The 25,707-nt window shown below is 32.1% G+C and carries 26 protein-coding genes and 1 tRNA gene; 15 read left to right on the top strand and 12 right to left on the bottom strand.

Annotated features, from left to right (window positions below; all coding sequences use genetic code 11):
• Positions 1 to 78 precede the first annotated feature (78 nt).
• Both AMO19_RS04860 and AMO19_RS04855 read left to right on the top strand, forming a co-directional pair.
• On the top strand, positions 79 to 864 hold the full coding sequence (locus AMO19_RS04860) for an ABC transporter ATP-binding protein (RefSeq protein WP_075507553.1): 786 nt from the start codon (positions 79 to 81) through the stop codon (positions 862 to 864).
• Positions 865 to 869: 5 nt separating this feature from the next.
• A complete protein-coding gene (locus tag AMO19_RS04855; protein ID WP_075507552.1) occupies positions 870 to 1,715 on the top strand; it encodes an MlaD family protein in 846 nt (281 codons plus the stop codon).
• A gap of 7 nt (positions 1,716 to 1,722) precedes the next feature.
• On the opposite strand, the gene bchD is transcribed toward AMO19_RS04855, so the two are convergent.
• Positions 1,723 to 3,906 (bottom strand): magnesium chelatase ATPase subunit D, encoded by a 2,184-nt coding sequence (gene bchD, locus AMO19_RS04850; RefSeq protein WP_179850511.1) that lies wholly within the window; start codon positions 3,904 to 3,906, stop codon positions 1,723 to 1,725.
• 48 nt (positions 3,907 to 3,954) lie between these two features.
• Here bchD and folK point away from each other — a divergent pair, with 48 nt between their 5' ends.
• Genes folK through AMO19_RS04835 form a run of 3 tightly spaced genes read left to right on the top strand, consistent with a single transcriptional unit; the run spans position 3,955 to position 6,566 of the window.
• Positions 3,955 to 4,521: a 2-amino-4-hydroxy-6-hydroxymethyldihydropteridine diphosphokinase gene (gene folK / locus AMO19_RS04845; RefSeq protein ID WP_075507586.1), complete on the top strand. Its 567-nt coding sequence runs from the start codon at positions 3,955 to 3,957 to the stop codon at positions 4,519 to 4,521.
• Positions 4,522 to 4,569: 48 nt separating this feature from the next.
• Positions 4,570 to 5,133 carry an NUDIX hydrolase gene (locus AMO19_RS04840; protein WP_075507551.1) on the top strand — a complete coding sequence of 188 codons (564 nt, stop codon included), beginning with the start codon at positions 4,570 to 4,572 and terminating at the stop codon, positions 5,131 to 5,133.
• Positions 5,130 to 6,566, top strand: a complete 1,437-nt coding sequence (locus AMO19_RS04835) for a cryptochrome/photolyase family protein (protein WP_075507550.1) — start codon at positions 5,130 to 5,132, stop codon at positions 6,564 to 6,566. The genes AMO19_RS04840 and AMO19_RS04835 overlap by 4 nt, the downstream gene beginning before the upstream one ends.
• Here the strand turns inward: AMO19_RS04835 and AMO19_RS04830 are convergent.
• Both AMO19_RS04830 and AMO19_RS04825 read right to left on the bottom strand, forming a co-directional pair.
• On the bottom strand, positions 6,551 to 7,756 hold the full coding sequence (locus tag AMO19_RS04830; RefSeq protein ID WP_075507549.1) for a DegT/DnrJ/EryC1/StrS family aminotransferase: 1,206 nt from the start codon (positions 7,754 to 7,756) through the stop codon (positions 6,551 to 6,553). The two genes, AMO19_RS04835 and AMO19_RS04830, sit on opposite strands and share 16 nt — an antisense overlap.
• A 53-nt stretch (positions 7,757 to 7,809) precedes the next feature.
• Entirely contained in the window at positions 7,810 to 8,403 is a 594-nt protein-coding gene (locus tag AMO19_RS04825) for a thioredoxin family protein (protein WP_075507548.1), read from the bottom strand.
• Between the two features lie 105 nt (positions 8,404 to 8,508).
• On the opposite strand from AMO19_RS04825, the gene fabI reads away from it, so the two are divergent.
• The 3 genes from fabI (at position 8,509) to AMO19_RS04810 (ending at position 11,473) form a co-directional block, all read left to right on the top strand.
• Complete coding sequence (gene fabI / locus AMO19_RS04820) at positions 8,509 to 9,291, top strand: enoyl-ACP reductase FabI (RefSeq protein ID WP_075507547.1); 783 nt, start codon at positions 8,509 to 8,511, stop codon at positions 9,289 to 9,291.
• Positions 9,292 to 9,310: 19 nt separating this feature from the next.
• The gene (hisB, locus tag AMO19_RS04815; protein ID WP_075507585.1) at positions 9,311 to 9,916 is read left to right on the top strand and encodes an imidazoleglycerol-phosphate dehydratase HisB; all 606 of its coding nucleotides are present in this window, start codon (positions 9,311 to 9,313) and stop codon (positions 9,914 to 9,916) included.
• A gap of 72 nt (positions 9,917 to 9,988) precedes the next feature.
• On the top strand, positions 9,989 to 11,473 hold the full coding sequence (locus AMO19_RS04810) for a carotenoid oxygenase family protein (RefSeq protein WP_075507546.1): 1,485 nt from the start codon (positions 9,989 to 9,991) through the stop codon (positions 11,471 to 11,473).
• Positions 11,474 to 11,475: 2 nt separating this feature from the next.
• Here AMO19_RS04810 and rdgB read toward each other — a convergent pair whose 3' ends face one another.
• Both rdgB and AMO19_RS04800 read right to left on the bottom strand, forming a co-directional pair.
• Positions 11,476 to 12,051 carry an RdgB/HAM1 family non-canonical purine NTP pyrophosphatase gene (gene rdgB / locus AMO19_RS04805; protein WP_075507545.1) on the bottom strand — a complete coding sequence of 192 codons (576 nt, stop codon included), beginning with the start codon at positions 12,049 to 12,051 and terminating at the stop codon, positions 11,476 to 11,478.
• A 2-nt stretch (positions 12,052 to 12,053) separates the two neighbouring features.
• Positions 12,054 to 13,508, bottom strand: a complete 1,455-nt coding sequence (locus AMO19_RS04800; RefSeq protein WP_075507544.1) for a phosphoglucomutase/phosphomannomutase family protein — start codon at positions 13,506 to 13,508, stop codon at positions 12,054 to 12,056.
• An 81-nt stretch (positions 13,509 to 13,589) separates the two neighbouring features.
• Between AMO19_RS04800 and AMO19_RS04795 the strand changes: the two genes are divergently transcribed.
• Positions 13,590 to 15,005 carry a TM0106 family RecB-like putative nuclease gene (locus tag AMO19_RS04795; protein ID WP_075507543.1) on the top strand — a complete coding sequence of 472 codons (1,416 nt, stop codon included), beginning with the start codon at positions 13,590 to 13,592 and terminating at the stop codon, positions 15,003 to 15,005.
• Here the strand turns inward: AMO19_RS04795 and ygfZ are convergent.
• Complete coding sequence (gene ygfZ, locus AMO19_RS04790) at positions 14,991 to 15,827, bottom strand: CAF17-like 4Fe-4S cluster assembly/insertion protein YgfZ (RefSeq protein WP_075507542.1); 837 nt, start codon at positions 15,825 to 15,827, stop codon at positions 14,991 to 14,993. The two genes, AMO19_RS04795 and ygfZ, sit on opposite strands and share 15 nt — an antisense overlap.
• Before the next feature lie 10 nt (positions 15,828 to 15,837).
• Positions 15,838 to 16,398, bottom strand: a complete 561-nt coding sequence (pyrE, locus tag AMO19_RS04785; protein WP_075507541.1) for an orotate phosphoribosyltransferase — start codon at positions 16,396 to 16,398, stop codon at positions 15,838 to 15,840.
• Between the two features lie 141 nt (positions 16,399 to 16,539).
• On the opposite strand from pyrE, the gene AMO19_RS04780 reads away from it, so the two are divergent.
• The 3 genes from AMO19_RS04780 (at position 16,540) to AMO19_RS04770 (ending at position 18,954) form a co-directional block, all read left to right on the top strand.
• Positions 16,540 to 16,612: transfer RNA gene (locus AMO19_RS04780), tRNA-Ile, on the top strand.
• Between the two features lie 18 nt (positions 16,613 to 16,630).
• The gene (locus AMO19_RS04775) at positions 16,631 to 17,899 is read left to right on the top strand and encodes a hemolysin family protein (protein ID WP_075507540.1); all 1,269 of its coding nucleotides are present in this window, start codon (positions 16,631 to 16,633) and stop codon (positions 17,897 to 17,899) included.
• Positions 17,900 to 17,949: 50 nt separating this feature from the next.
• Positions 17,950 to 18,954, top strand: coding sequence for a Gfo/Idh/MocA family protein (locus AMO19_RS04770; RefSeq protein WP_075507539.1), 1,005 nt, complete (start codon positions 17,950 to 17,952; stop codon positions 18,952 to 18,954).
• 26 nt (positions 18,955 to 18,980) lie between these two features.
• On the opposite strand, the gene AMO19_RS04765 is transcribed toward AMO19_RS04770, so the two are convergent.
• Positions 18,981 to 19,121, bottom strand: a complete 141-nt coding sequence (locus AMO19_RS04765; protein WP_011375837.1) for a photosystem II reaction center protein K — start codon at positions 19,119 to 19,121, stop codon at positions 18,981 to 18,983.
• 34 nt (positions 19,122 to 19,155) lie between these two features.
• Positions 19,156 to 20,274 carry a tRNA guanosine(34) transglycosylase Tgt gene (tgt, locus tag AMO19_RS04760; RefSeq protein ID WP_075507538.1) on the bottom strand — a complete coding sequence of 373 codons (1,119 nt, stop codon included), beginning with the start codon at positions 20,272 to 20,274 and terminating at the stop codon, positions 19,156 to 19,158.
• A gap of 98 nt (positions 20,275 to 20,372) precedes the next feature.
• Between tgt and AMO19_RS04755 the strand changes: the two genes are divergently transcribed.
• Positions 20,373 to 21,113, top strand: a complete 741-nt coding sequence (locus AMO19_RS04755) for an adenosylcobinamide-GDP ribazoletransferase (protein WP_075507537.1) — start codon at positions 20,373 to 20,375, stop codon at positions 21,111 to 21,113.
• On the opposite strand, the gene AMO19_RS04750 is transcribed toward AMO19_RS04755, so the two are convergent.
• The gene (locus AMO19_RS04750; RefSeq protein WP_075507536.1) at positions 21,091 to 22,227 is read right to left on the bottom strand and encodes a sensor histidine kinase; all 1,137 of its coding nucleotides are present in this window, start codon (positions 22,225 to 22,227) and stop codon (positions 21,091 to 21,093) included. The genes AMO19_RS04755 and AMO19_RS04750 overlap by 23 nt on opposite strands.
• A 253-nt stretch (positions 22,228 to 22,480) precedes the next feature.
• On the opposite strand from AMO19_RS04750, the gene AMO19_RS04745 reads away from it, so the two are divergent.
• Positions 22,481 to 22,849, top strand: coding sequence for a DUF3155 domain-containing protein (locus AMO19_RS04745; RefSeq protein ID WP_011817760.1), 369 nt, complete (start codon positions 22,481 to 22,483; stop codon positions 22,847 to 22,849).
• On the opposite strand, the gene AMO19_RS04740 is transcribed toward AMO19_RS04745, so the two are convergent.
• Positions 22,846 to 23,463: an alpha/beta hydrolase gene (locus tag AMO19_RS04740; RefSeq protein WP_075507535.1), complete on the bottom strand. Its 618-nt coding sequence runs from the start codon at positions 23,461 to 23,463 to the stop codon at positions 22,846 to 22,848. The two genes, AMO19_RS04745 and AMO19_RS04740, sit on opposite strands and share 4 nt — an antisense overlap.
• Positions 23,464 to 23,496: 33 nt before the next feature.
• On the opposite strand from AMO19_RS04740, the gene purH reads away from it, so the two are divergent.
• On the top strand, positions 23,497 to 25,050 hold the full coding sequence (gene purH, locus AMO19_RS04735) for a bifunctional phosphoribosylaminoimidazolecarboxamide formyltransferase/IMP cyclohydrolase (protein ID WP_075507534.1): 1,554 nt from the start codon (positions 23,497 to 23,499) through the stop codon (positions 25,048 to 25,050).
• 1 nt (position 25,051) lies between these two features.
• Here the strand turns inward: purH and AMO19_RS04730 are convergent, their stop codons facing one another.
• The gene (locus tag AMO19_RS04730) at positions 25,052 to 25,612 is read right to left on the bottom strand and encodes a DoxX family protein (protein ID WP_025893950.1); all 561 of its coding nucleotides are present in this window, start codon (positions 25,610 to 25,612) and stop codon (positions 25,052 to 25,054) included.
• Positions 25,613 to 25,707: the final 95 nt, after the last annotated feature.

Raw genomic sequence — 25,707 nt, 5'->3', positions numbered from 1 at the left:
ATAAATCAAATTCATACATCCTTTTTTTATTTCAAAAAATAGGCAAAATAATATATGTAGATTGTCTTTATATAAGTTTTGAAAAAATCAAAACATGCAGTTGAAACAAAAAACCTCTCAATAAGCTGGGGCGAAGTTAATGTGCTTAATCAAATAAATTTTGAACTTAATGATGGAGAGAAATTAGCTATTGTTGGCCCCTCAGGTTCTGGTAAATCAACCATACTAAAAATATTGGCAGGACTCATATTACCTACCAAAGGAGAATTAAGAATATTTGGTGAGAAGCAAACATATTTAAGATTAGATCAAAATAATCCTCCTGATGTAAGACTAGTTTTTCAGAACCCGGCTTTATTAGGATCTTTAACTATTGAAGAAAATGTAGGTTTTCTCCTTAAGAGAAATAAAAACCTATCTAAAAAGTTAATTCATGAAATAGTAAGTGAATGCTTAGCTGAGGTAGGATTATTTAATGTTGAGAATAAACTTCCAAATGAATTAAGCGGAGGAATGCAAAAAAGAGTTAGTTTTGCTAGAGCGTTAATTACTGATCAAACACTCAATGCAAAGTCTAAACCTTTATTACTTTTTGATGAACCAACTGCTGGCCTTGATCCAATTGCCTCATCAAGAATTGAAGATTTAATTAATAAGACAAATGATAAAGCTAGTGGATCATCTATTGTGGTTAGCCATGTTCTTAGTACTATAGAAAGGACTTCAGATAAAGTTTTAATGCTTTATGGAGGCAAATTTAGATGGGCAGGCTCGATTGATGATTTTAAAAGGAGTAAGGATCCCTATGTATTTCAATTTAGAAATGGAAAACTTGATGGTCCAATGCAACCCAAAGACATTTAGCAATTATGCGTAGAAGCTTACGAGATTCAATAGTTGGTTTTTCCTTATTAGGAGGAATTTTAATATTCGCATTTTTTTCTTTTTGGCTAAGAGGAGTGCGATTATCTTCAAAAAATTGGCACCTCTTTGCTGAATTCAATAACGCAAGCGGTTTATCAAAAAAATCTCCAGTTACTTACAGAGGAATCTTAGTTGGATCAATAGAGGATATCTTGTTTACGAATGAATCAATTAAAGCAAAAATAGTTTTAAATAATCCTGATATTATTCTTCCAAGGCCAGCATTTGCAAGGGTAGTAACAAATTCTTTCCTTGGAGGTGATGTGCAAGTTGCTTTAGAAACTAATGACAAGACAATCCCTAAAAACATTGCAAAACCTATATCCGAAAAATGCGATACCAAATTAATTATTTGTCAGGGAGACACTATCACAGGCAAGCAACTATCTAGTCTCTCAAATATAACTACTAAAATAAGTCAACTTTTAAAAGACACAAATCAAGAAAACCTAATTGAAAACATCGTTAACTCAATTGACCAATTTGATACAACACAAGAAAATCTTGATGAATTAATTTATTTATCGAAACAAGAACTACAAAGAGTTGAACCTCTGATTAAAGAAATTACAATTGCAGCTAATCATTTAAATAACATTTTGTCTAGTATTGATGATAAGGAAACCCTAAATGACATTAAATTGACAATTAGTGCTGCAAGGTCTATCTCAACCAAAATAGATGATATGAGTGATGATTTTGAAAAATTAACACAAGATAAAGAATTAACTAAATCCATAAGAGATTTAACGATTGGACTTTCAAAATTCCTTAACGAGATTTATCCATAAGAAATATTTAGAATTCATTGATAGCATTTAAAGCCATAGCTGCGATTGCTTTATCTGTAGCTTTTGGCAATTGGACGTATTTCCCTTGAGCAGCCTCTGCTAATTCTTTACCAAATCCACTTGCTATAAATTTTCTCTCTGTATCAATTACCAAGAGTTTTATCCCAAGCATAGGATATTTTGCAGCGATATCTAAAACCTCTTGTTTTAAATCGACATTTTCATTTTCCTTATCTTTTCCCTCAACCTCATTTTGTCCTAGAGATAATCCTAATGGTACATTCCCTCGGCCATCAGTGATCCCTACAACAATAACTTGACCTATATCTCCTGTTGAAAGAGCATTTTTTGCTACTTTTGCTGATTGTGTCAGTCCATGTGCCAAAGGAGATCCACCACCACAAGGCATTGTTTCCAACCTTCTTTTTGCAGCAGTGATTGATCTTGTTGGAGGCAAAAGCACTTCGGCCTGATTACCTCTAAAAGGAATAAGAGCTACTTCATCCCTATTCTCATATGCCTCAGTTAAAAGTCTTATTACAGCACCTTTGGCACTTTGCATTCTATTTAAAGCCATAGAGCCACTAGCATCAACCAGAAAAATTACTAAAGCCCCCGCCTTTTTTTGGAGAAGCTTTGCCCTAAAATCATTTTCTTCAATAACTATTGATTTATTAGGATTCCTTAATCTTCTTGATTTTTGATAAGGAGCGGCAGCTCGAAGGGTAGCATCTACAGCAATTCTTTTAACTTTACCTCTTGGAATAATAGGTTTTACATATCTTCCTCTACTGTCGCTAAATATGACTGATCTACTCCCGCTGTTCCCTGCTTTAGCTTTAGCTGATGAAAAAAGCAATAAATCAGGATCCACCATACATGCCTCAGGGTCTAATATGAATTCTTCAGGTATTTCAGGAGTAGATTCTTCTTCTCCATCAGAATTATCCTCTTCTTGTTCTTGGTCTTGCTCATTATCATTTTCACTTGTCTCAGGTTCAGACTCTTCATTGTTTGATTGAGGTGGGGGTGGGGGACTCTGATCCTCTGGAGGGGGTGGTTGAATATCATCATCTTCTGGCGGTATTTGCATGGCTCGTGGAAGAATAACTAATCTTACTGCGACTTTTAGGTCTTCAGAATTTACATTCTCATCGCCTCGAAGAGCTGCATTAGCCTTCGCTACTTTTACTGCAAATAATTCTGATCTATGACCTTCTACTCCTCCTCTAAGGGCTTCATTAACTAAATAGGTTATTTGCTCTTTTGTTATCTTGACATCCTTTAACCATTGCCTTGCCAAAATTAATTGAGTGGATAAATTATCAGATTCTTCAGACCATTTTTCTGAGAATTTAATATTATTTTGTGCGTGCGATAAAACAGATTTTGTAATCTCAACTCTTTGAGCATTATCAATAGATTGATCTGCAGAAAGCACGATGGCAAAACGATCTAAAACATGATCTCTTAGAGCACCTTCTTCAGGATTATAAGTTGCTATTAAAAGGGACTTACAGGGATGAGAAAGGCTTAAACCATCTCTTTCAATATTATTTTTCTCTCTTCCTGTGGCTTCAAGAATTAAATTTACAATGCCATCATCCAATAAATTTATATCGTCTACATAAAGAACACCTCTATGAGCCTCTGCTAGAATTCCAGGTTGAAAAACTTGTTCCCCAGTACTTAATGATGCAGCGACGTCAATTGATCCAACAAGCCTGTCTTCAGTTATGCCAATGGGAACTTGAATAAATGGAGCCTCTCTTACTTTTTTCGGAATTTCTTCAATTTGATTCAAATAATCAGGTCCAATTACCTCCTCCAACAATTTATTAGTGCTAATATCCCATTCCTCTGGTTTATCTGGATCTAGGTTCCTACCAATAGGTCTTAATGAAGTTCCACTATTTTTCTTAGTTAGCTTTTCCAGTATTAAATCATTATTTAATACCTCTATAGGAGGAAGTAAAGTATGTAGTCCCCTTGCTAATACTGACTTACCAGTACCTCTTCCGCCAGCAATAATCACTCCCCCTAAACTGGGATCAACTGCTGCTAAAAGTAAAGACAATTTTAATAAGCTATGTCCTGTAATTGCGGCCAAAGGGAAAGCTCTAAAAGAATCCTTTGACTTCATTAAATCTTTTATTTCTCCTTTTTCTTTTAACTCGGGGTTCAAAATCACTTTAAAAATGCCTGATATAGAATTTATCCAATAACTTTGTTTTTTGTAGTGGAATTATCAAATCTTAATATCAAAAATGGACTATGTATATCCCTCGGAGCAAATATTGATAGTAAATTCGGAAGCCCTTTTGAGTCACTATTAATTTGCAAACCAAAAATAGAGGTAATAATAAATGATTGGGGAAATAGTTCTAAAGAACAAAAAGAAGAGAAAAGCAAATTTCATGCAAACTTTTTTTGGTCTTCAATTTATGAGACATTACCCTATGGCGTTGAAAATGAGCAGCCAAATTATTTAAATACACTATTACTTGTAAAAAGTAACTCTTTCCCTAAACCATCAAATAAAAAAGCGAAATTACTCTTAAAAGAGCTAAAAATGTTGGAGAAATTTTTCGGACGAGAAAAGACGCCAAAGGGTAAGAAATGGTTATCAAGATGTCTCGATTTAGATATTCTTTGGTGGGAAGATTTTCATACGATTGACGAGGAATTAACATTACCTCACCCTAGATTCATGAATCGGAATTTCGTTATTACACCACTATCTGAAATCTTAAGTAGAAGCCAAAAAATCACAAAGTTTGATGATCCAAAATGGTCTATTAATTGATTTACAAAACCAAAAAATAACTGTTAGGCTGTTTTTATTTTAATATTCATGGACAATAAAAACCTTCTAAAAAGATCCATTTTTAAAGAAAAAATATCTGAGTTAAAGTCTAAAAAATTTAGTTTCGAAATAAATAGAATTGAGCTTCCAAATGGACATGAAGGTGAATATGGATACATTAAGCATCCTGGGGCAGCATTAGCCGTACCTATTACAAAAGACAATAAAGTTATCATTCTTCGGCAATATAGATTTGCTATTTCAAGGTATTTATTAGAATTTCCAGCAGGTACATTAGAAATAGGTGAAAGACCTATTAATTCAATTCAAAGAGAAATACAAGAAGAGACTGGATTTAGTGCAAACAAATGGGATGAACTAGGCACTCTTGTCCCTGCTCCTGGGTATGCAGATGAAGAAATTTATTTATTTTTAGCTCGTGATTTAAAGAAACTCAATTCCGTGGTTCAAGGAGATGTAGATGAAGATATAGAAGTATTAATTTTAGATCCCGACGAACTAGATAATCTTATTTCTAGTGGGGATGAAATTCTTGACGCAAAAACCGTGACGGCTTGGTTTAGAGCTAAACAATTTTTAGATAAATTATGAATAAACCTAGAATACTTTTTTGGCACAGAAAGGATTTAAGAATATTTGATAATCAAGCTTTAATCAAAGCATTTTCATTATCAAATGCTATCACTTCAACTTATATATTTGATAAAAATTACTCACACGATTTCAATGCGAGTTCAAGAGCTTGGTTTCTAGGAAATTCACTTCAAGAATTAGGAAATAACTGGAAAAAAATGGGTAGTAGATTAGTTATGGAAAAAGGAGATCCAGTATTAATAATACCTAAATTAGCAAAGAAAATAGATGCTAAATTTGTTTTTTGGAATAGATCAATTGAACCTTATGAGATTAATCGTGATTTACAAATAAAAAAAGATTTAAAAGAACAAAATATTCAAGTTATTGAAACTTGGGATCACTTATTAATAGAACCTTTAAACATATTTTCCGGAAATAATAAACCTTATTCAGTTTATGGGCCTTTTTATAAAAACCTTAAATCAAAAATGAATTTATTAGGTCCATATGACCAAGATAAAGTTGCTTTCCAGTTTAAAGATATAGATAATAAACTCAAAGAAATTAATACAATAAATTCATCTGATTCGGTTTTAGAGAAATTTATCAAAAATATCAAATTTCCTGGTTCGAATATTTGTCCATGTAGACCTGGAGAGAAAGCTGCAGAAACATTATTAGAAAACTTCATTAACGAAAAAAAAATATATTCTTATAATTCTGCACGAGATTTTCCTTCCCATAATGGGACATCTTTTCTAAGTGCATCTCTCAGATTCGGCACCATTAGCATTAGAAAAATTTGGAACGCCACATTAAATTTAAATTCAGATTTTGCAAATCAAGAAAATTATCTGTCAATTGAAACTTGGCAAAAAGAACTTGTTTGGCGTGAATTTTATCAACATTGCTTATTCCATTTCCCAGAGCTAGAGAAAGGTCCATATAGAAAAAAATGGGATTACTTTCCATGGCAAAACAATGATGAATGGTTTCGGCATTGGAGCAACGGAGAGACTGGAGTACCTATAGTTGATGCTGCAATGCGTCAACTAAATAGTACTGGCTGGATGCATAACAGATGTAGGATGATAGTCGCTTCATTTCTTGTAAAAGATCTTATATGCAATTGGCAAATTGGTGAGAAAAAATTTATGGAAACTTTGGTTGATGGAGACTTGGCGGCAAATAATGGGGGATGGCAGTGGAGCGCCAGTAGCGGTATGGATCCAAAACCACTTAGAATTTTTAATCCATATACCCAAGCAAAAAAATTTGATCCTATTTGCGAATATATAAAATATTGGATTCCTGAATTATCTAAAGTGTCAAATTCGGAATTATTAAATGGAGAGATATCTAATTTAGAAAAAAATAATTATTCAAGCCCTATTGTCAATCACAAAATACAACAAAGATTATTTAAATCACTTTATGCTGAAATTTGAATTTTCTCTATACAATTCTTTAAAACTTTATTTAAATTTTCTGCTACATAAACTTGCTCTTCATAAGAAATTTCAGGAAACATTGGAAGACTAAGAACTTCTGTACAGATCCTCTCTGTATTAATGAGTTTTGTTCTAGAAAAATTTTTATTTTTGTAAGCTATTTGCGCGTGTATTGGAATTGGATAATAAATAATTGAATTAATACCTTTTTCAAAAAGTTGTTGTTTTACCAAATTCCTTAAGGAATAGTATTTTTTGCAATCAGTATCAAATAAATTTGAAAGATCTTGATTAAAAAAATATTTATCGTTTCTTAATTTGATTACAAATTGATTCCAAGAATGGGAAATTGAATCAGAGCTAATTTTTGGAAAACTAATAAATGGATTTTTTTCTAATAAATCAAGGTAATTATTAGCAATTTTTTGGCGATTATTAATCCACTTAGAAATATATTTAATTTTAATGTTTAATATGGCAGCTTGAATGGTATCAAGTCTGCTGTTATATCCAATTTGGGTATGATGATATCTTATTGGGCTGCCATGAACAGCCAGTTCTCTAATTTTTTTTGCAATCTTCTGATCTGAAGTTGTTACCGCTCCACCATCTCCAGCAGCTCCTAAATTTTTAGTAGGGAAAAAGCTAAAACAGCCGATATCACCGATACTGCCAACTTTGGAAGTTTCCCACATTGTGCATGTTGCCTGAGCACAATCTTCGATTACTTTTAAGTCATATTTCTTGGCCAAAGATTTTACTAAGGTCATATTCACTGCATTACCAAATAGATGTACTGGCATAATTGCCTTGGTATTAGAATTTATTTCTTGTTCTATTAGTTCAGCATTAATGAGATAAGTTTCTGGATCTATATCCACCAAAACAGGATTAGCACCAACTGCACTAATTGCCTCTGCAGTTGCAAAAAAGCTAAAAGATGAGGTAATAACTTCATCACCCACACCAATATCTAATGCGCGCAAAGCTAATACTAAAGCATCAGTTCCACTATTACATCCAATAGTATTTTCAACACCAATCAGATTTGAAAAACTCTCCTCAAATTTGGCAATTTCTTGTCCTCCAATATACTGGCCCCCTTTTAAAACTTTAGAAACCTCGCTCTCAATTTCAGAGCCAATTTCTTGGAACTGCCTATCTAAAGTAAATGGAGGTATCTGCATAGTAAATATATTAACCCTAAACCATATTTCTATGGGTAAAAAAAATTTTTAATTCATTTAAACCAACTTGGTTCTTTCCCAGGAGTCCATTTTATATTGCAACCTAAAGAAGGTATCTGATTTGAAGGATAAGAATTATCTTGATTCAAATCTTTTACGGCAGCGCGCAAATCTTTTCCAGATGGAGGGATATTATTACCTGGTCTACTATCGTCAAATTGGCCATGATAATACAATAAAAAATCACCATCTCCTTCATTTGAAAAAAGATAAAAATCTGGGGTGCAAGCCGCTTTTAATTTCTTAGCAAAATTTTGATTTTCATCATATAAATAAGGAAAACTCCATCCCTGTGTTTGTGCTTGTAATCTTAAATTTTTAGGAGAATCTGAAGGATGAGTGACAATATCATTACTAGAAATTGCAACTGTTTGAACTGTATTTTCAATTTCTTTACTAAAGGTGAAAATTTGATTCTCAATATATTTAACAAATGGGCAATGGGCGCAAAAAAACATTAATAGTAAATGCCGATTATCTAGATTATGGGAACTAAAATATTCATTTTTTGAAGAATTAGCATTTAACATTTCGAAATTCGGTAATTGAAAACCTAATTCCAAAACCATAGAATTTGTTCTTACCATGCTCAAGTTAAAAATTCTTTGATATTTGAAAATTATTGTATATTTTGCAGTAATCCGTAAAGATAGGTACTTTTATATAGGAGAATAATAGAAATAATAAACAAAATGCTTCTAAATCTAACTGGCAAAAAAATTCTTGTTACGGGAATTGCCAACAATCGTTCAATAGCATGGGGTATCGCTCAACAACTTTCAAAAGCAGGCGCAGAACTTGGAATCACATATTTGCCTGATGATAAGGGAAGATTCGAGTCTAAAGTTAGAGAACTAACTGAAGCTTTAAACCCATCGTTATTTTTGCCTCTTGATGTTCAAAATCCAGCTCAAATTGAAGATATCTTTAAAAATATAAAAGACAATTGGGGGCAAATTGACGGATTAGTTCACTGCCTAGCATTTGCTGGACGCGATGAATTGATTGGAGATTATAGTGCTACCACTTCAGAGGGTTTTGATAGGGCTCTTAATATAAGTGCGTATTCGTTAGCACCTTTATGTAAAGCAGCAAAACCACTTTTTAGTGATGGTGCTGGAGTTGTCTCATTAACTTATTTAGGTTCAGAAAGGGCGATTCCTAACTATAACGTGATGGGAGTTGCTAAAGCAGCTTTAGAAGCTTCAGTAAGATATCTTTCTGCAGAACTGGGTCCCGAAAAACAAGTTAGAGTTAACGCAATAAGTGCTGGGCCTATAAGAACACTTGCGAGTTCTGCTATAGGTGGCATTTTAGATATGATTCACAATGTTGAAGAAAAGGCTCCTTTACGCAGAACAGTCACTCAAACAGAAGTAGGGAATACAGCTGCTTTCTTATTAAGTGATCTCTCTAGCGGCATTTCAGGCCAAACAATTTATGTTGATGCGGGTTACTGCATTAATGGAATGTAAACTAAGTTTTTTGCATAAAATGTCACCTCTAAGGCAATCTGAAATAAAAAGAAAAACGAATGAAACAGATATTTCTGTATTTATAAACTTAGATGGAAATGGAATTTCTGAGATTGATACCGGGATACCATTCTTAGATCATATGCTTCATCAAATATCCAGTCATGGTTTGTTCGATTTAAAAATAAAAGCAATTGGAGATACCCATATTGATGATCATCATACAAATGAAGATGTAGGCATCGCATTAGGCAAAGCATTTTCAAAAGCCTTGGGAGAAAGAAAAGGAATAAGCAGATTTGGACATTTCTTTGCCCCATTAGATGAAGCATTAGTTCAAGTCACATTAGACTGTTCTGGCAGACCGCATCTATCTTATGATCTTCAATTGAAAGCCCCTAGAATAGGAAATTATGATACTGAACTAGTAAGAGAGTTTTTTATTGCCTTTGTAAATAACAGCGGTATTACTCTGCATATTAATCAAATACGAGGAAGTAATTCACATCACATAGTGGAGGCGTGCTTTAAAGCTTTTTCAAGGGCAATGAGAATGGCTACCGAGATAGACCTAAGAAGATCTGATTCAATTCCAAGTAGTAAAGGAATGTTAGAAAAAAAATAAAATAGGAATTTTTTCGAATCAGCCACAATTCAGTTAATTTTTGGCGAAGATGGATAAAGTAATTACTTTGTTGTGACTAATTTACAGGATAAAAAAATTGATAAATTTCATATCTTTAAAAAAGAAGATTGGTCAAGTGCTTATCAAAATGTAAAAAAGGAGCTAACTAAAGAGCCTCTAAAAATTAGCAAAGGTAATAATATTAAAAATCTAAATGGAACATTATTAAGAAATGGACCTGGAATATTAGAGAGAGGTGGACAATGGGTTCATCATCCATTTGATGGTGATGGGATGATAACATCCATAAAATTCGAAAATGGTCAGCCATTCTTAACAAATAGATTTGTTAAAACTAAAGGCTATTTGGAAGAAGAAAAAATTGATAAATTTATTTATAGAGGTGTTTTTGGAACACAAAAAAATGGAGGAATTTTAAATAATGCATTAGATCTAAAATTCAAGAATATCGCTAATACACATGTAATTAAATTAGGAGATGAAATTCTCGCATTATGGGAAGCAGCAGGTCCACATGCAATGGATCCTGATAGTCTTGAAACTATTGGTTTAACAACATTAAAAGGAGTACTCAAGCCTAACGAAGCATTCAGTGCTCATCCCAAATCAGACCTAAACTCAAATGCATCTTCAGAACTTTTAGTCACTTTTGGAGTACAAACCGGGCCAAAAAGTACCATTAGATTAATGGAATTTGATAATGCTGGTACAAATTCTGGAGAGCTCATTTTTGACAGAAAAGATACCTTTAATGGCTTTGCATTCCTTCATGATTTCGCAATTACAACTAATTGGGCAATATTTTTACAGAATGCTATTGATTTCAATCCTCTTCCATTTGTAATGGGTCAAAGAGGAGCAGCACAATGTCTAAAGTCAAACCCAAATAAAAAGGCAAAGTTTTTTATCATCCCCAGAGAAAGTGGATTATTTAGAGGACAGCCTCCTTTAACAATAGACGCTCCAGAAGGATTCGTTTTTCATCATGTAAATGCATTTGAAAAAGATTCCAAAATCGTATTGGATAGTATTTTTTATGATGATTTCCCATCAGTTGGTCCAGACGAGAATTTTAGGGATATTGACTTTGATAAATATCCAGAAGGAAAACTTAAAAGATCAATTATCGATCTAAAGACAAAAACTTGTGATCTTGCAACTTTCAGTGAACAATGTTGTGAATTTGCTGTTGTTAACCCTAAAAACTTAGGATTAAAAGCAACTTTTAGTTGGATGGCAAGTACATCTCAAAAGCTGGGGAACGCTCCACTTCAAGCAATAAAAAAAATAAATTTAACTTCTAAGGAAGAGATTTTTTGGTCAGCAGGTCCAAGTGGATTTGTTAGTGAACCAATTATGGTTCCATCAGAAAACTCTTCAAAAGAAGATGAGGGATTTTTATTTATACTTCTATGGAACGGAGAAAGAAGAGGAAGCGATCTAGTGATATTAGACGCAAAAGACTTAAAAGAATTGGCTGTTTATGAATTACCCATTTCAATTCCCCATGGCCTTCATGGATCTTGGGTTAATTGAATTTAAGAAAAAATTTTAATTAAATCTGGAATAATTTTTTTTAATGCCTTACCTCTATGACTACAAGAGTCTTTAATATCATTATTCATTTCTGCGAAAGTTAATCTGGTAGAACTCTCTTCAAAAATTGGATCATACCCAAAACCACTTTCTCCTCTGGGGTTTAAAATGATATTGCCATGACATTTAGCCTCAGATTCAATAATCACTTCACCATTTGGGGAACAAAGACAAATATTAGCAATAAAAAAAGCACTTCTATTTTGAACTCCATCAAGTTCTCTTAAAACTCGTTCAATTCTCTTATGATCATTTTCTGCATATCTAGATGAGTAAATGCCAGGCTTACCACCTAGTGCCTCAATACAAATTCCTGAATCATCTGCTATTGAAAAATTATTCGTTTTTCTCGAAACTTCACTCGCTTTTTTTATTGCATTATCTCTAAATGTCAGTCCATCCTCTACAACTTCTAATGATTCTGGCTGGAGTAACAATTTACAATTAACTCCAGCAAGCAATTTCTTATATTCTTCAATTTTACCTTTATTCTTACTCGCTAAAAATAAATTTTTCATCCTTATTTTCCTGGCAAATTAATAAATTCTTGACCCCACTCTAATACCTCAATTAGATAAGATTCTTTTGGTGCTTCACAATATAACCTTAAAAGAGGTTCCGTTCCTGAAAACCTAAAAAGAAGCCAAAAATTTTTATCAATTCTCAACTTTATTCCATCGATCTTTGAGATACTTTTTAACTTGTGATTATTAATATTCTCAGGAATATTATCAATGATAAATTCTTTTACGTTATTTTTTTCTGACTGATTAGGAAATTTAATATCAATTCTTTTATAAAAACTTGGCCCAAAATCTTCTTGAATTTCATCTAAGGTTTCATATAAATATTGAGATTTTTCAGCAATTCCATTTAATAAAACCATCGCTGCATATAGAGCATCTCTTTCAGGCATAAAGTCACCAAAACCAACTCCCCCAGATTCTTCTCCTCCAATAAATATTTTTTCTTTAATCATTTTTTCAGCAATATATTTAAAGCCAACTGGGAGTTCAAAAACATCTCTATTTTGACTCTCTGATATATTTTTAATAATATCTGAACCACTAACAGTCTTTAAAACTGGATAAGAATTATTTTTAATTTCGCCCAAATAGCTAATAAAGTATGGGAGTAAATCTTGAGTACTAGAGTATCTTCCTTTTTCATCAATTGCCGCAATTCTATCACCATCACCATCAAATATAATTCCTAAAGTTTTCACTTCATTTGTTGAATTTTTCATTAGTGTTTGTTTTAGATCATCTGCATAATTCAAAAGAGGTTCAGGAGGTTTTCCTCCAAAAAAAGGATCAGCATCTTTCCTGATTTCTGAAATAACTTCTAAATCATTAGAAGCAAAGATCTCAGCCATACAATTTGCGGCTGAACCATGCATAGAATCTACAAAAATTCTCAATTTCATTTTTTTTAATCTCTTGGAAATATAGTCAATATCAAAAAGGGATTTAATTCTGTCTAAATGAAATTTCTTAATATCTACCAATTGATTAACACCATCTATTTTTTCAATTGAATTTCCAAGCATTAATCTTTTTTCAACTTCACTTGTAAAAGATTCGTCAACAGAACACCCATTAAAGCTCTTTATTTTCAGACCTAGCCAATTATATGGATTATGACTTGCTGTAATTACTAACGCTCCAAGACAACCGACTTCTTTGGCATAGAAACTACAAGAGGGTGTTGTAACAAAGCTATCAGATAAGATCGGCTCGAAACCACATCCTCTTACAAAAGGCACTATTTGCTTTGCGAATTCACAAGCCATAAATCTGCGATCATATCCAATAATAATTTTCTTTGAATTAACTTCTTTATAGTATTGATAATGCAACTCCTGACAAGCAGCGACAACAACTTTTGAAAGATTGGATAGGTTAAAGTCAAAACCTATAATTCCTCTCCAACCATCAGTTCCAAATTTTATCTTGTCTAATTTATCAGCTGTCAAATTTAAAGTTTCCTTGATTTCTTTTAATTGTCTATACTAATTTATTATGAGTAAATTTTAAAACCGCCCTTAAAAAATAATTTGAATTCTCTTCATTTAAAAAATTTTACAAGATGCAAAAGAAAAGCATGGCTCGATTTTAAGGGTAAAAAATCTTATGAAGTTTGGTCTCCTCATAAAGCTATAGATAAAATTAATCAATTTCAAATTTTCTCTGAATTTTGTAATGGTGAAATATATACAGGATTAAAAGCCTGTAAAAATGGTTATCAAGGGGTAATTGGATTAAAAATCAAAGGGAATCTTTTCCAAAATATAAACGCAGAGATACGTCCACAATTACTCGTAAAGACTAAAGGTAAAAGTAAATGGGGACAATATAAATATTTACCTGCTGTTTATAAGTTAGGCCACAAAACAACAAAAGAACATTTATTCGACTTAGCTTTTTGTTCTATGCTGTTGGAATCTTTTCAACAATCTAAAATTGAGAAAGGATTAGTAATTTCAACTTTTGATAAAAAAGTTAAAGTTGAAGAAATTTATTTAAATAAAAAATTAAGAAAAAAAGTTTTAAATGTTTTATTAAATTTGAATGAATGCTTAGAAGGATCTCTACCAGAAATAACTCAAGATAGAAAAAAATGTACTATTTGTTCCTGGCAAAAATTTTGTGACAAAGAAGCAAAAGAAAATGGATATTTAACAGATATAGATGGAATAGGGTCCAAAACGGCCTCATTACTCAAAGCAAAAGGAATAACTAATACCCAAACATTAGCTTCGTGCAACGCAAAACAACTTGGAGAGAAATTATCTAAATTCAACGATCAAAAGTATGAAAAAGCATCCATATTTGTAAAGCAAGCACAAGCATATATCTCTGGAGAACCATGTTTCATTTCTAATAATAATACGGAAGACCTATTAGAAAAAATATGTTCGGGATTTTATGTATTTGATATTGAGTCAAATCCAGATGAAAAGCATAATTTTTTATATGGATTTTTAAAAGTAAATAATTTGTCTATAAAAAAAGAAGATCTTATTTACGAACCAATTCTAAATCTTAAAAACAATACAGGAGAATCTTACAGGCAAATTATTGAAATACTTTTTTCACACAAGGAATGGCCAGTTTTGCATTACGGGGAAACTGAAAAAATATCAATAATTAATATTGCTAAAGAACTAAATTTTAGTTTTGAAGAAATTGATCTACTTGCCTCAAGATTTATTGACTTACATACCTTAATAAGAAAGTCTTGGATATTACCACTAAAAAACTATGGCTTAAAAACTGTTTCTAATTGGCTTGGATTCGAATGGGTGCAGAAAAATGTAAGTGGCTCGAAAGCACTTTATTGGTGGATTCAATATCAAATTACAGAAAACGAAATATTTTTAAAAAAAATTATCCAATATAACAAAGATGATTGTTTGGCTACTCTAAAAATTTCAGAATATTTAATCAAAGATCAATTAAAGAAAAATTGATCCTACAGATTTATTGATAATAATTTTTCCAAAAATTTCTGAAAAACAATAACTTCCTTCCTCTAAATATTTTCTTTTTATCATTGCTAAACCTTTTATTTGAGAATCTGATTTAAAAAAACTAGTGATTTTGCCTACAGAAATATCCTTAGCAGAATTTATATACAAATTTTTATCTTCAACGTCTAAATTCAAATTAGATTCTAATGATTTCCAAGTTCTTATTTCCTGTTTTAAAGAAGAAACATTTTTTATTTTTGACATTGTTTCTTGCCCTAAATAACAACCTTTATTAAAATCTATAAGATCTTGTAATCCAAGCTCAAGAGGATTATTTTTTCCGTTTATTTCCATTCCTAATGAGGGTATTGCCTGATTAATCTTCCAAAGTTTTAAATCATTGGGATTTAGTAAATTTAGTTTATTTTTATATAATTCAAATTCTTTATCTTCTGTTTTGAAGAAAATAGGCTGGTAATGTCTCCATGAACTAGATTCATCAATTTCCTGAATTCTATTTATTAAGAAAGGTTCACTTAGATATACATCATCCACTGGAAAAATAATTTGATTAAAGTAATCTATTATTTCATTAGTATTACCGGCTAAGATAATTACTTCTAAGTTTCTTTCTAAAAAAATAATTTCAATTAATGACTTTAAAACTCCATTTGGAGTTAACCAACAAGTTTTGATAACTTTATTTTCTGAATTAAGAATATTACCAGTTGTTATTCCATTCAAAAATTTTCTGGCATCTTTTCCAGTAATAGAAAAACAATCAAATTTTTCAAGCCAAAACTTTTTTTTTCTATCTTGCATTTTGAAATAATTATAAAAAGTCTTTTATTGTAAAAAGACTCTTTAATTTAACATTTTCATCTTCAAGAGCCTCTAATCCCCCTTCTTGCCTATCAACTATAGACAAAACTTCCTCAACAACATAATTATTTTCGCGTAACTTTTTTATTGCTTTTATGACTGAACCAGCAGTTGTTACGACATCCTCCAAAACAGTTACCAAAGTTCCTTCCTCTAATGTAGGGCCCTCTATCCCAGCTTTGGTTCCGTATTTTTTGATTTCTTTGCGAATTATTAAACCATCAAGGTCTAGTCTATGCAAAGCTGCTTTGACAATTAATCCACTTACTAAAGGATCTGCACCTAATGTTAATCCTGCTACAGCTTTTGATCTTGAGTCCTTTAACTCTAAAAATAAATCACTTATTAAGTTTAAGCCTTCGCTATTTAATGAAACTGGTTTACAGTTCAAGTAATGACTGCTTTTTTTTCCTGAGGATAAAGTGAAGTTTCCTTTCTTATAAGATTTTTCAATTAACTGTTTTAACAATTTTGCTTTATTTAAATCATACTTAGCCGAAAATTTGCCCATTAGTAAAAGTTAAATTTATATTTAAAGATTAGAAGAAAAAAAAGAAATCTCACAAAAACTTCCTAATGAGGTGTTTTTTGAAATATTATTTTTATATTGTATATTGAAATTCAATGTAATTAAAATTACATAAATTCCCTTGGGGGTGTAGCAATCTGGTGAATGCACCAAACTCATAATTTGGCTAAGGCGAGTTCGATCCTCGCCACCCCCATTATTCATTTGTCATTGAATGAAAATAACTCTACTTTTATTTCTTTTATTTTTACCAGCTTTTTTCGCAGCGAGTGAACTCTCTTTTTTATTAATAAGACCAAGTAAAGTTTTAAGGTTAATAGAAGAAAAAAAGAAAGGAGCATTTTCAATTTTAAAAATTCAAAAACGATTTAGATCTTCATTAATTGCTTCTCAATTTGGAGTAACAATTTCATTAATTGCAATTGGATGGCTCAGCAATAACCTGGCTAATGATTATTGGAAAAGCAATAATTTATCAAATAGATTTTATGATCTTCTATTATTTTTATTTATTGTTTTAGTTGTTACTCTTGTTTCTGGACTTATTCCAAAAGCTTTAGTAATTAACAATCCAGAATCTGCTGCATTAAGGTTAACCACAATATTCGATGCCGTAAGAAAAGCTATGAATCCTATAGTGAAAACAATAGAATTTTTTGCTAGCGCATGTTTAGGTTTGTTCAATTTAAATAACAAATGGGATTCTTTAAACTCGGGTTTATCTGCTGGAGAATTAGAAACTCTTATAGAAACAGATAACGTAACAGGTTTAAAACCAGATGAGAAGAATATTCTTGAAGGAGTTTTCGCTTTAAAAGATACACAGGTTAAAGAAGTGATGATTCCAAGATCTGAAATGGTAACTTTGCCAAAAAATATAACCTTTTCAGAACTTATGAAACAAGTAGATAAAACTCGACATGCTCGCTTCTTTGTGATTGGTGATTCTTTAGATGATGTATTAGGTGTATTAGATTTACGCTACCTAGCTAAGCCAATATCAAAAGGTGAAATGCAAGCCGATACATTATTAGAGCCATTCCTTTTGCCAGTAACAAAAATAATAGAAACATGTTCACTTGCTGAGATATTTCCAATAGTTAGAGACTACAATCCGTTCTTACTTGTAGTTGATGAACACGGTGGAACAGAGGGACTTATAACTGCAGCTGATCTAAATGGCGAAATAGTTGGAGAGGAAATGCTCAATAATAGAATTTATTCAGACATGAGAATGTTAGATAATTTCTCTAAAAAATGGTCAATAGCTGGAAAATCAGAAATTATCGAAATCAATAAAAAGTTAGGATGTTCTATTCCAGAAGGTACTGATTATCATACCCTTGCTGGATTTATGTTAGAAAAATTTCAAATGGTTCCAAAAATTGGCGACGTTTTAAACTTTAATAACATTAAATTTGAAGTTATCTCTATGTCAGGTCCAAAAATTGATCGTGTTAAAATAATCCTTCCAAAAAGCTAAATGTGACTCCTCATAGAGGATAATGATAATAAATATATGGATTCAAAATTATGCAGCCAACCTCATCACCAGTAAAGGTTGGAGTCATAGGTATAGGGAATATGGGCTGGCATCATGCTCGAGTACTAAGTTTACTCAAAGATGCGAATCTCATTGGAGTCGCAGATCCAAATGAAGAGAGAGGCAAATTAGCTATTGACCAATTTCAATGTGAATGGTTCAAAGATTATAAGGACTTAATTCCAAAAGTTGATGCTATCTGTATTGCTGTCCCAACACTTCTTCATCACAAAGTAGGACTAGATTGTCTCATGGGAGGGGCTAACGTTCTAATTGAAAAACCAATTGCAGCTAACGAGTTGGAAGCAAAATCTTTAATAGAGGCCGCTAATGCAAGTAACTGTCTATTACAAGTTGGACATATTGAAAGATTTAATCCTGCTTTTAGAGAATTAAATAAAATAGTAAATAATGAAGAAATTGTTGTTTTAGAAGCAAGGAGGCACAGTCCTCATGCAAACAGAGCAAATGATGTATCTGTAGTAATGGATTTAATGATTCATGATATTGATCTTATTTTGGAACTTGTAAACTCAAAAATACAAAAATTAGCCGCAGTTGGAGGAAGAAATAGCGAAGGATTAATAGATTATGTCAATGCTACTTTAGTTTTTAAAAATAATGTTATTGCAAGCCTAACTGCAAGCAAAATGAGTCACAAAAAAATTAGAAATTTAAGTGCTCACTGCCAAAATGGACTAGTAGAAACTGATTTCTTAAATCACACTTTACAAATCCATCGAAAATCTCATGAATCATACACAGCAGAGCATGGAGAATTAGTTTATAGAAATGATGGATATGTAGAAGAAGTTAGCACAACCTCCATTGAACCTCTTTATGCAGAACTGGAGCATTTTCTTAAATGCGTTCAGGGCAAAGAAATAACGGAGGTAGATGGTGAGCAAGCCTCAAGAGCATTAAAAATTGCTGATTTTATAGAGAGTGCTGTAGATAATTCTGGAGATGCGATTTTACTTGAAAATCCCTTCTAATACAAACAATCTAAACTAAAAGAATTTTATTTAAAACCAACTGCAGCTTGCCAAACGAATACCAATAAAAAGAAAAATAAAGGAATAAGTGGAAGAACATCAACAGTTGGAGCAAAGGCCTTATAAGCCTCGGGCAATTCAGCAAATGTATTAAATAGAATGAGCACCTTTTTTGATAATTTAGTTAATTATGATAAGACGTTACCACGTATAGTGAGCAATAGAGGATGTTTTCCAAGGAGCGAAATCATTTGTAAAACAATTATCTCTAATTGCAGTAGAAATTGCATTGGTAAATCTTATTAAATGAGCAATATTATGCAAACTTATGAGGGTTAGGCCTAATATTTCGTCATTTCTAATTAAATGATGCAAATATGCGCGAGAATAGGATTTACATGTCTCGCATTTACAAGTTTTATCAATTGGAGAAAAATCATTTTTAAATCTAGCATTTCGCAAATTCAATTTTTCATCATTAAACAATGCACTCCCATGTCTTCCTAGTCTTGTAGGCAAAACACAGTCAAATATATCAAATCCATTTGCAACAGCCAAAGCAATTTCTTTTAAAGAGCCAATTCCCATTAAATATCTTGGTTTATTTATTGGTAAGAATTTCGGAACGTAATTAATTACACTATGTATTTCTTCGGCTGCCTCACCAACACTTACACCTCCAACTGCTATTCCAGGGAGATCAAAAGAACTTGTATATTTTGCGCTATATTCTCTCAATCTTGGATACTTACCACCTTGAACTATACCGAATAATGCTTGATTGGATTTCTGATGAGTCTCGACACATTTTTGCAACCATGAATGAGTTCTTTGTAAAGAGTCCTCAATATCATTTTCGTTGGCTGTATGCGGAGGACAATGGTCAAAAGCCATCGCAACATCCGATCCAAGATCCATTTGAATCTGTATTACTTTTTCAGGTGATAAAAATACATGACTACCATCTCTTGGATTTTTAAATTCCACTCCTTTATCAGAAATATTGTTTAATTTAGCCAAACTAAAAACTTGATATCCTCCTGAATCAGTAAGAATAGGCTTAGGCCAATTCATGAACTTATGTATTCCGCCAGATTCTTTTACTAATTTTTCTCCAGGTTGTAAATGAAGATGAAAGGTATTTGAGAGAATCATTTCTGATCCTGTAGTCTTTAACTGCTCAGATGAAATTCCTTTAACCGTTGCCAAAGTACCCACAGGCATAAATTTTGGTGTATTTACCTCACCATTTGGTGTACGAAATATACCAGTTCTTGCCCCTGTATTACTGCAATTCGATGTAATTTCAAATTCAAACACGATAATTTATAAAATTTTTTGATCCTTTTTCATTAATCTAACCTATTATTTAATATTGAATCTATTTTTATCTCATCAAAAAATATTTTATAAAAAATTTGGCAGGCTCTTGGATTTTCTATACGACATTTCCAAAGATACCTTTAATTAATCCCGAATTTAAAAATATTGCACAATTTGCACCGCCTTTGGGATTTTTTATTGGAACAATACAGAGTTATATTTTTCTTTTTTTAAGAACAAATTCATGGTCAATTTATGCATCTGCATTAATTTGTTTGGCTTCGGGATATTTAATTACTGGTGGTCTGCACCTCGATGGTTTAATGGATACTTTCGATGGTATTTTTGCTGGGAAAAAGAGACGTTTAAAAGCTATGAAAGACAGTAAAGTTGGTTCCTTTGGCGTTCAAGCTTTAGTTTTTATAACTTTAATTCAAATTGCTTGCATACTGAAAATTCAAAACCTCATAATTTTTGTCTTACCTATATGCTTATTTTGGGGAAGATTTTCAAATTTATTTTTTATAGAAAAGTTTAAATATATGAGTTATAAGAAAAAATCTATTAGTCACAAAAAGTTTTGGAATGGATTTAAAAAAGAATCTTTGATCTCCATTATTTTTCTTTTAATTTTCATTGCATACCAATTTATTTCTATTACATCCCAAGCAAAATTAATTAAATTTTTAATTCTTATTTTGATTGGTATTTTTCTAAGCTATTCCATCCCAAACATACTGGGTAATAAAATTGGAGGTTTCAACGGCGATGCCTGCGGTGCAAGTGTTGTACTAGTTGAAACTGCAATGATGTTTATGCATGCAATTCTTTTATAGGTAGTTCTAAATAAAAAATATTTTTCTTCTTAAGATTTTTTGATTTCTCATTATTATCAATCGAGTTATTTTCCAGCAATCTCAAATCTCCCCCAATTTGTTTCGCTAATTTCCTCGCTAAAAAAAGTCCCACACCAGTTCCGTCCTGCTTTTTAGCGGCTGATCCTCTAAAACCTTTTTCAAAAATTTTCTCATTTTCATTTTTGGTTATTTTTTTACCATCATCAAATATATAAAGTCCATTACTCGTAATTCCGAGTCCAATTTCAGCATCTTTTTGGGCATATTTAAAGGCATTTTCTAATAAATTAGCCACAATTTCAGCAATTACAGCATATTTTGCCTCTAATGGCGAAACAGTCCAATCTGGCCAATGAGAAGGTTCAGTCCAATCTCTATTCTCTAAGTCCGCATTAGCTTTACCCCTCTCTAATATTGGACTCAATAAACTCTGAACAGTTATTACCTTTTTATTATCTAAATTAGGTGGTAATAATAATCTTTCCTCACCAATTTCCAGAGGAAGTTGAATAGGTGAATTTAATTGCGCAAAAGAATCCATATATTGATTAATTTGTTTTTGCTCTAGAATCATGCGTTCGACTATTTCAATAGAATCATCATCTGAACCGAGTCTTTTTATTAATAATTTTGCATATGTCCTAATAGCAGCTAATGGATTCCTTAATTGATGAATTATGACATTGACCTGATTTTTTAAATAATTGACTTCTTCATTTTTATTTTGACGTTCTAATTCAATAGAGACGCATTTCGCTAAAGATGTTGAAAGGGCCTTTAATCTAGAATCGAGAGATACTGGCCAATTCTCACCTTTCAAATCAGTTTCTACCCTAAGGACACCAAGTAAAATATCGTTTTCTTGTAGTGGGTACCATCTTCTATCAGGCGATGAAACCTTTAGTGAAGGATCCTCTTCTATTGAAGTAAGTAACCTATCAATTTGTGGCCATTGACCAATCATTTCAAAAGAAGCTTTAGTTCCTTGCTTAGCTGAAGCAAGATACATAACTAAATTAGTCACGCCCATTGAGCAACCAAAACTCTCTAGCTGTTTTAAAATTAATTCTTCAAATTTTTTTGAAAGATTCATAATTAATGAAATTTTGAGAAAATTTTTTTAAAAAAAACTAGAAAAAGGGCTTGTAAAATATGAAAAAAGTATTAAGATATATAAAGAGGTCTGACTTTAGCCAGCCTTAAATATGAATATTTAATCATATTTTAAGCTACATCAGGGGTTGATGGGTCCTCTATGTAATCTGAAGTGAATTTAAAATCACATATATAAGATTAGTAAAAATAAATAAGACTAATCTCATTAATAATTTCAGGAGTACCAATCAATGTCAAAAAAAAGAAAAAGAATCAGCAGAAGAAGATTGGCTGGCCAAAGGGTAATGGCACATGTACCTATTTATCATATCGAAACTGGCAAACATAAACCAGTTACAGCAGCAAGAAGATTCATAGCTGAAAATGGTCTCTCTGCTCCTTCAGTTTTCAATGTCAGAAGAAATGAACACACCACCGATAGATTTTTTTGGGGTGAAAAAGGGTTATTCAGCGCCCAATATGCTGAAGAAAATCATTTTCTATTTCCATCACTAAAAGTCGTAGTTGAAGGAATTGGTGAAGAAAAAATATTTGAGGGTCTAGAACTTACTGCGGATGATTGGGAAGAGATTGAAGAATATGAATATGCTTTTGTTTAAAAAATATTACTTATATTTGAACTTATAAAATTTATTAAATTTGAATCAATTTGATGAACTCCATCAAATTCTAATAATTCACAAAATTTAGAAGACTTACTCTTTACCTGTTCATAAATAGTCCTAGAGGCATCTATAGGCACGACATCATCGAATAAACCATGACTAATAATCAATGGAGAGAATTTTTCTCCTGGGGTCCAGTTGGGGTGAAGATAACCACTACAAGCAACAATTAATCCAAAATTTAACCTAAATCCCGCATCAATTGCCATTGCCGCCCCCTGAGAGAACCCCAATAAAATTGTTTTTCTTAATGGAATCTGATCAGTATCAAAATTTTTTAATGTAATTAAAAGTTTATTTACTTCAACCTCAGCTCCATACCAATCATGTGGGTATAATCCATACCACTGTCTTCCCTGACCACTTGGGTGTAATCCTGGAGCCCTCAAAGAAATTAGCTCAAAATCAAGATTTATTTTTTCATTCATCTCCTTACCAAATGTTAAAAGGTCATCTGAATCAGCTCCCCAACCATGCATCAAAATAATTCTATGAGTTGCAGTTTGAGAGCTAATCGAGACAAATTCATGATTGATAGCATATTTCATGTTTATATTCTTAAGTAAGTAAACTTTCCCATAATGTCTCCATTAGCTTTAGTAAGTGTCTCTGACAAAAAAAATATAATCCCATTTTGTAAGGAATTGGTGGAGCAATTTAATTATAAAATTCTATCAAGTGGAGGAACTGCAAAACATCTTATAGAGGCTAAAATTCCAGTTATTAAAGTTGCTAATTTTACTAATTCACCAGAAATTCTTGGAGGAAGAGTTAAAACTTTACATCCAAAAATACACGGGGGAATATTAGCTAAAAGAACTGATGAGGAACATAAAAAAGATATAGAAGCTAACAATCTTGAGCTAATTGACTTAGTAGTTGTAAATTTATATCCTTTTAAAAAAACTGTAGATCAGGGAGCTAAATGGGAAGATGCTATTGAAAATATCGATATCGGAGGGCCATCTATGATTCGTTCTGCAGCTAAAAATCATAAAGATGTTTCCGTTTTAGTAGATCCTAGTCAGTATCAAAATTTTCTTGAAGAAAGTAAAAAAGGCGAATTGAAAGACTCATATAAAGCAAAATTAGCCCTTGAAGCTTTTCAACATACAGCAGATTATGACACTGCCATATCTAATTGGATAAGAAAAGAGAGAGATTTACAATCTTCCAAATATATTGAATCCTATCCACTAATCAAAACCTTAAGATATGGGGAGAATCCACATCAAAAAGCTTTCTGGTACGGTTTAAGTAACATTGGATGGAACTCAGCAGAACAACTACAGGGGAAAGACTTAAGTTATAACAATCTATTAGATCTAGAGTCGGCACTTTCAACAGTTATAGAATTTGGCTACGGAGAAAAAGATAAACTTGCAACCGAAATGTTTGCCTCTGTTATTTTAAAACACAATAATCCTTGTGGTGCCTCTATAAGCAATTCAACTTCTAAAGCATTTTTGAATGCTTTGGAATGCGATTCTGTTAGTGCATTTGGAGGAATAGTTGCTTTTAATTCAAATGTTGATAGTGAGACCGCAATTCACCTCAAAGATATTTTCTTAGAGTGTATTGTCGCTCCATCTTTTGATGAGGAAGCTCTAGAAATTTTAAAAGTTAAAAAGAATTTAAGAATTTTAAAATTATCAAAAGATCTACTTCCAAAAAAGAATCAAAATTCCACTAAATCAATAATGGGAGGATTACTAGTTCAAGATAATGACGATAGTGAAGAAAAAACTGAAAATTGGATTTCAGTAACTAATAAAAATCCGAGCCATCAAATTAACTTAGATCTAAATTTTGCATGGAAAATTTGTAAACATGTGAAATCTAATGCCATCGTTATTGCAAAAGACCAAAGAACAATTGGTATTGGAGCTGGACAAATGAATAGAGTTGGAGCAGCAAAAATTGCGTTAAAAGCAGCTGGAAATTTATCTTCTGATGCTGTATTGGCCAGCGATGGGTTTTTCCCATTTGCAGATACTGTAGAGCTAGCAAATGAGTATGGAATAAAAGCTATTATTCAACCCGGAGGAAGTCTAAGAGACCAAGAAAGTATTGATATGTGTAATTCAAAAGGAATCTCAATGGTATTTACCCAGAAAAGACACTTTTTACATTAAATTATGTTGATTTTGGATAATATGTAATTTTGTTAGTTTTTCTGAATAAAGATAGCCTCCCTGGACCTGCACATAGAAAGTAGAGAGAAATAGCCCCGTAAATGAAAGACAATTCGAAGGCATAGTTGTGACCTTCAACTACTGCCAGAGGAAAACCTTCTAATCCTGTATCTAGGAGATGAAAATAAACAGCAAATGCCATGGTGGAGAATAAACCAAGAGAAGAAAGCCTCGCAAAAATCCCTAAAGCCAATCCTACTGGACATACTAATTGAGTAATTGCTGCTCCAAAAGTCCAAATAACAGGATCACCTGGCAAAAATGGAAAGTACTTTCCAACTACAAACTCAGCAAAACCCTGAGGGTCCTGAAGTTTTTCTAGGCCATGATGAATCATCAAAGCACAAAAACCTATTCTTAAAACAAAAATAGATAGTTCTCCGAGGATATTTACTTCTGACCCTGAAGATGAATTAGCAACTACAACTTCAACTTTTTGAGGCGCTTTAGTTCTATTCATACTTGCAGTTTGCACCTGATTAGTTTGTGCTTTGTCTTCCATACTTCATTAATTTTTCATTATTCTAGTTAATAAAGTAGATCTTTTGGAATTATCTGACTAATAAATTAAAAAAACTAAGCAAATTATGAATAAAT

The organism is Prochlorococcus marinus, from assembly GCF_001180245.1.
In the GTDB taxonomy this organism is placed as follows: domain Bacteria; phylum Cyanobacteriota; class Cyanobacteriia; order PCC-6307; family Cyanobiaceae; genus Prochlorococcus_A; species Prochlorococcus_A marinus_F.
Note: the sequence above shows the minus strand (reverse complement) of the source record. Positions and strands in the feature narration are given on the sequence as shown.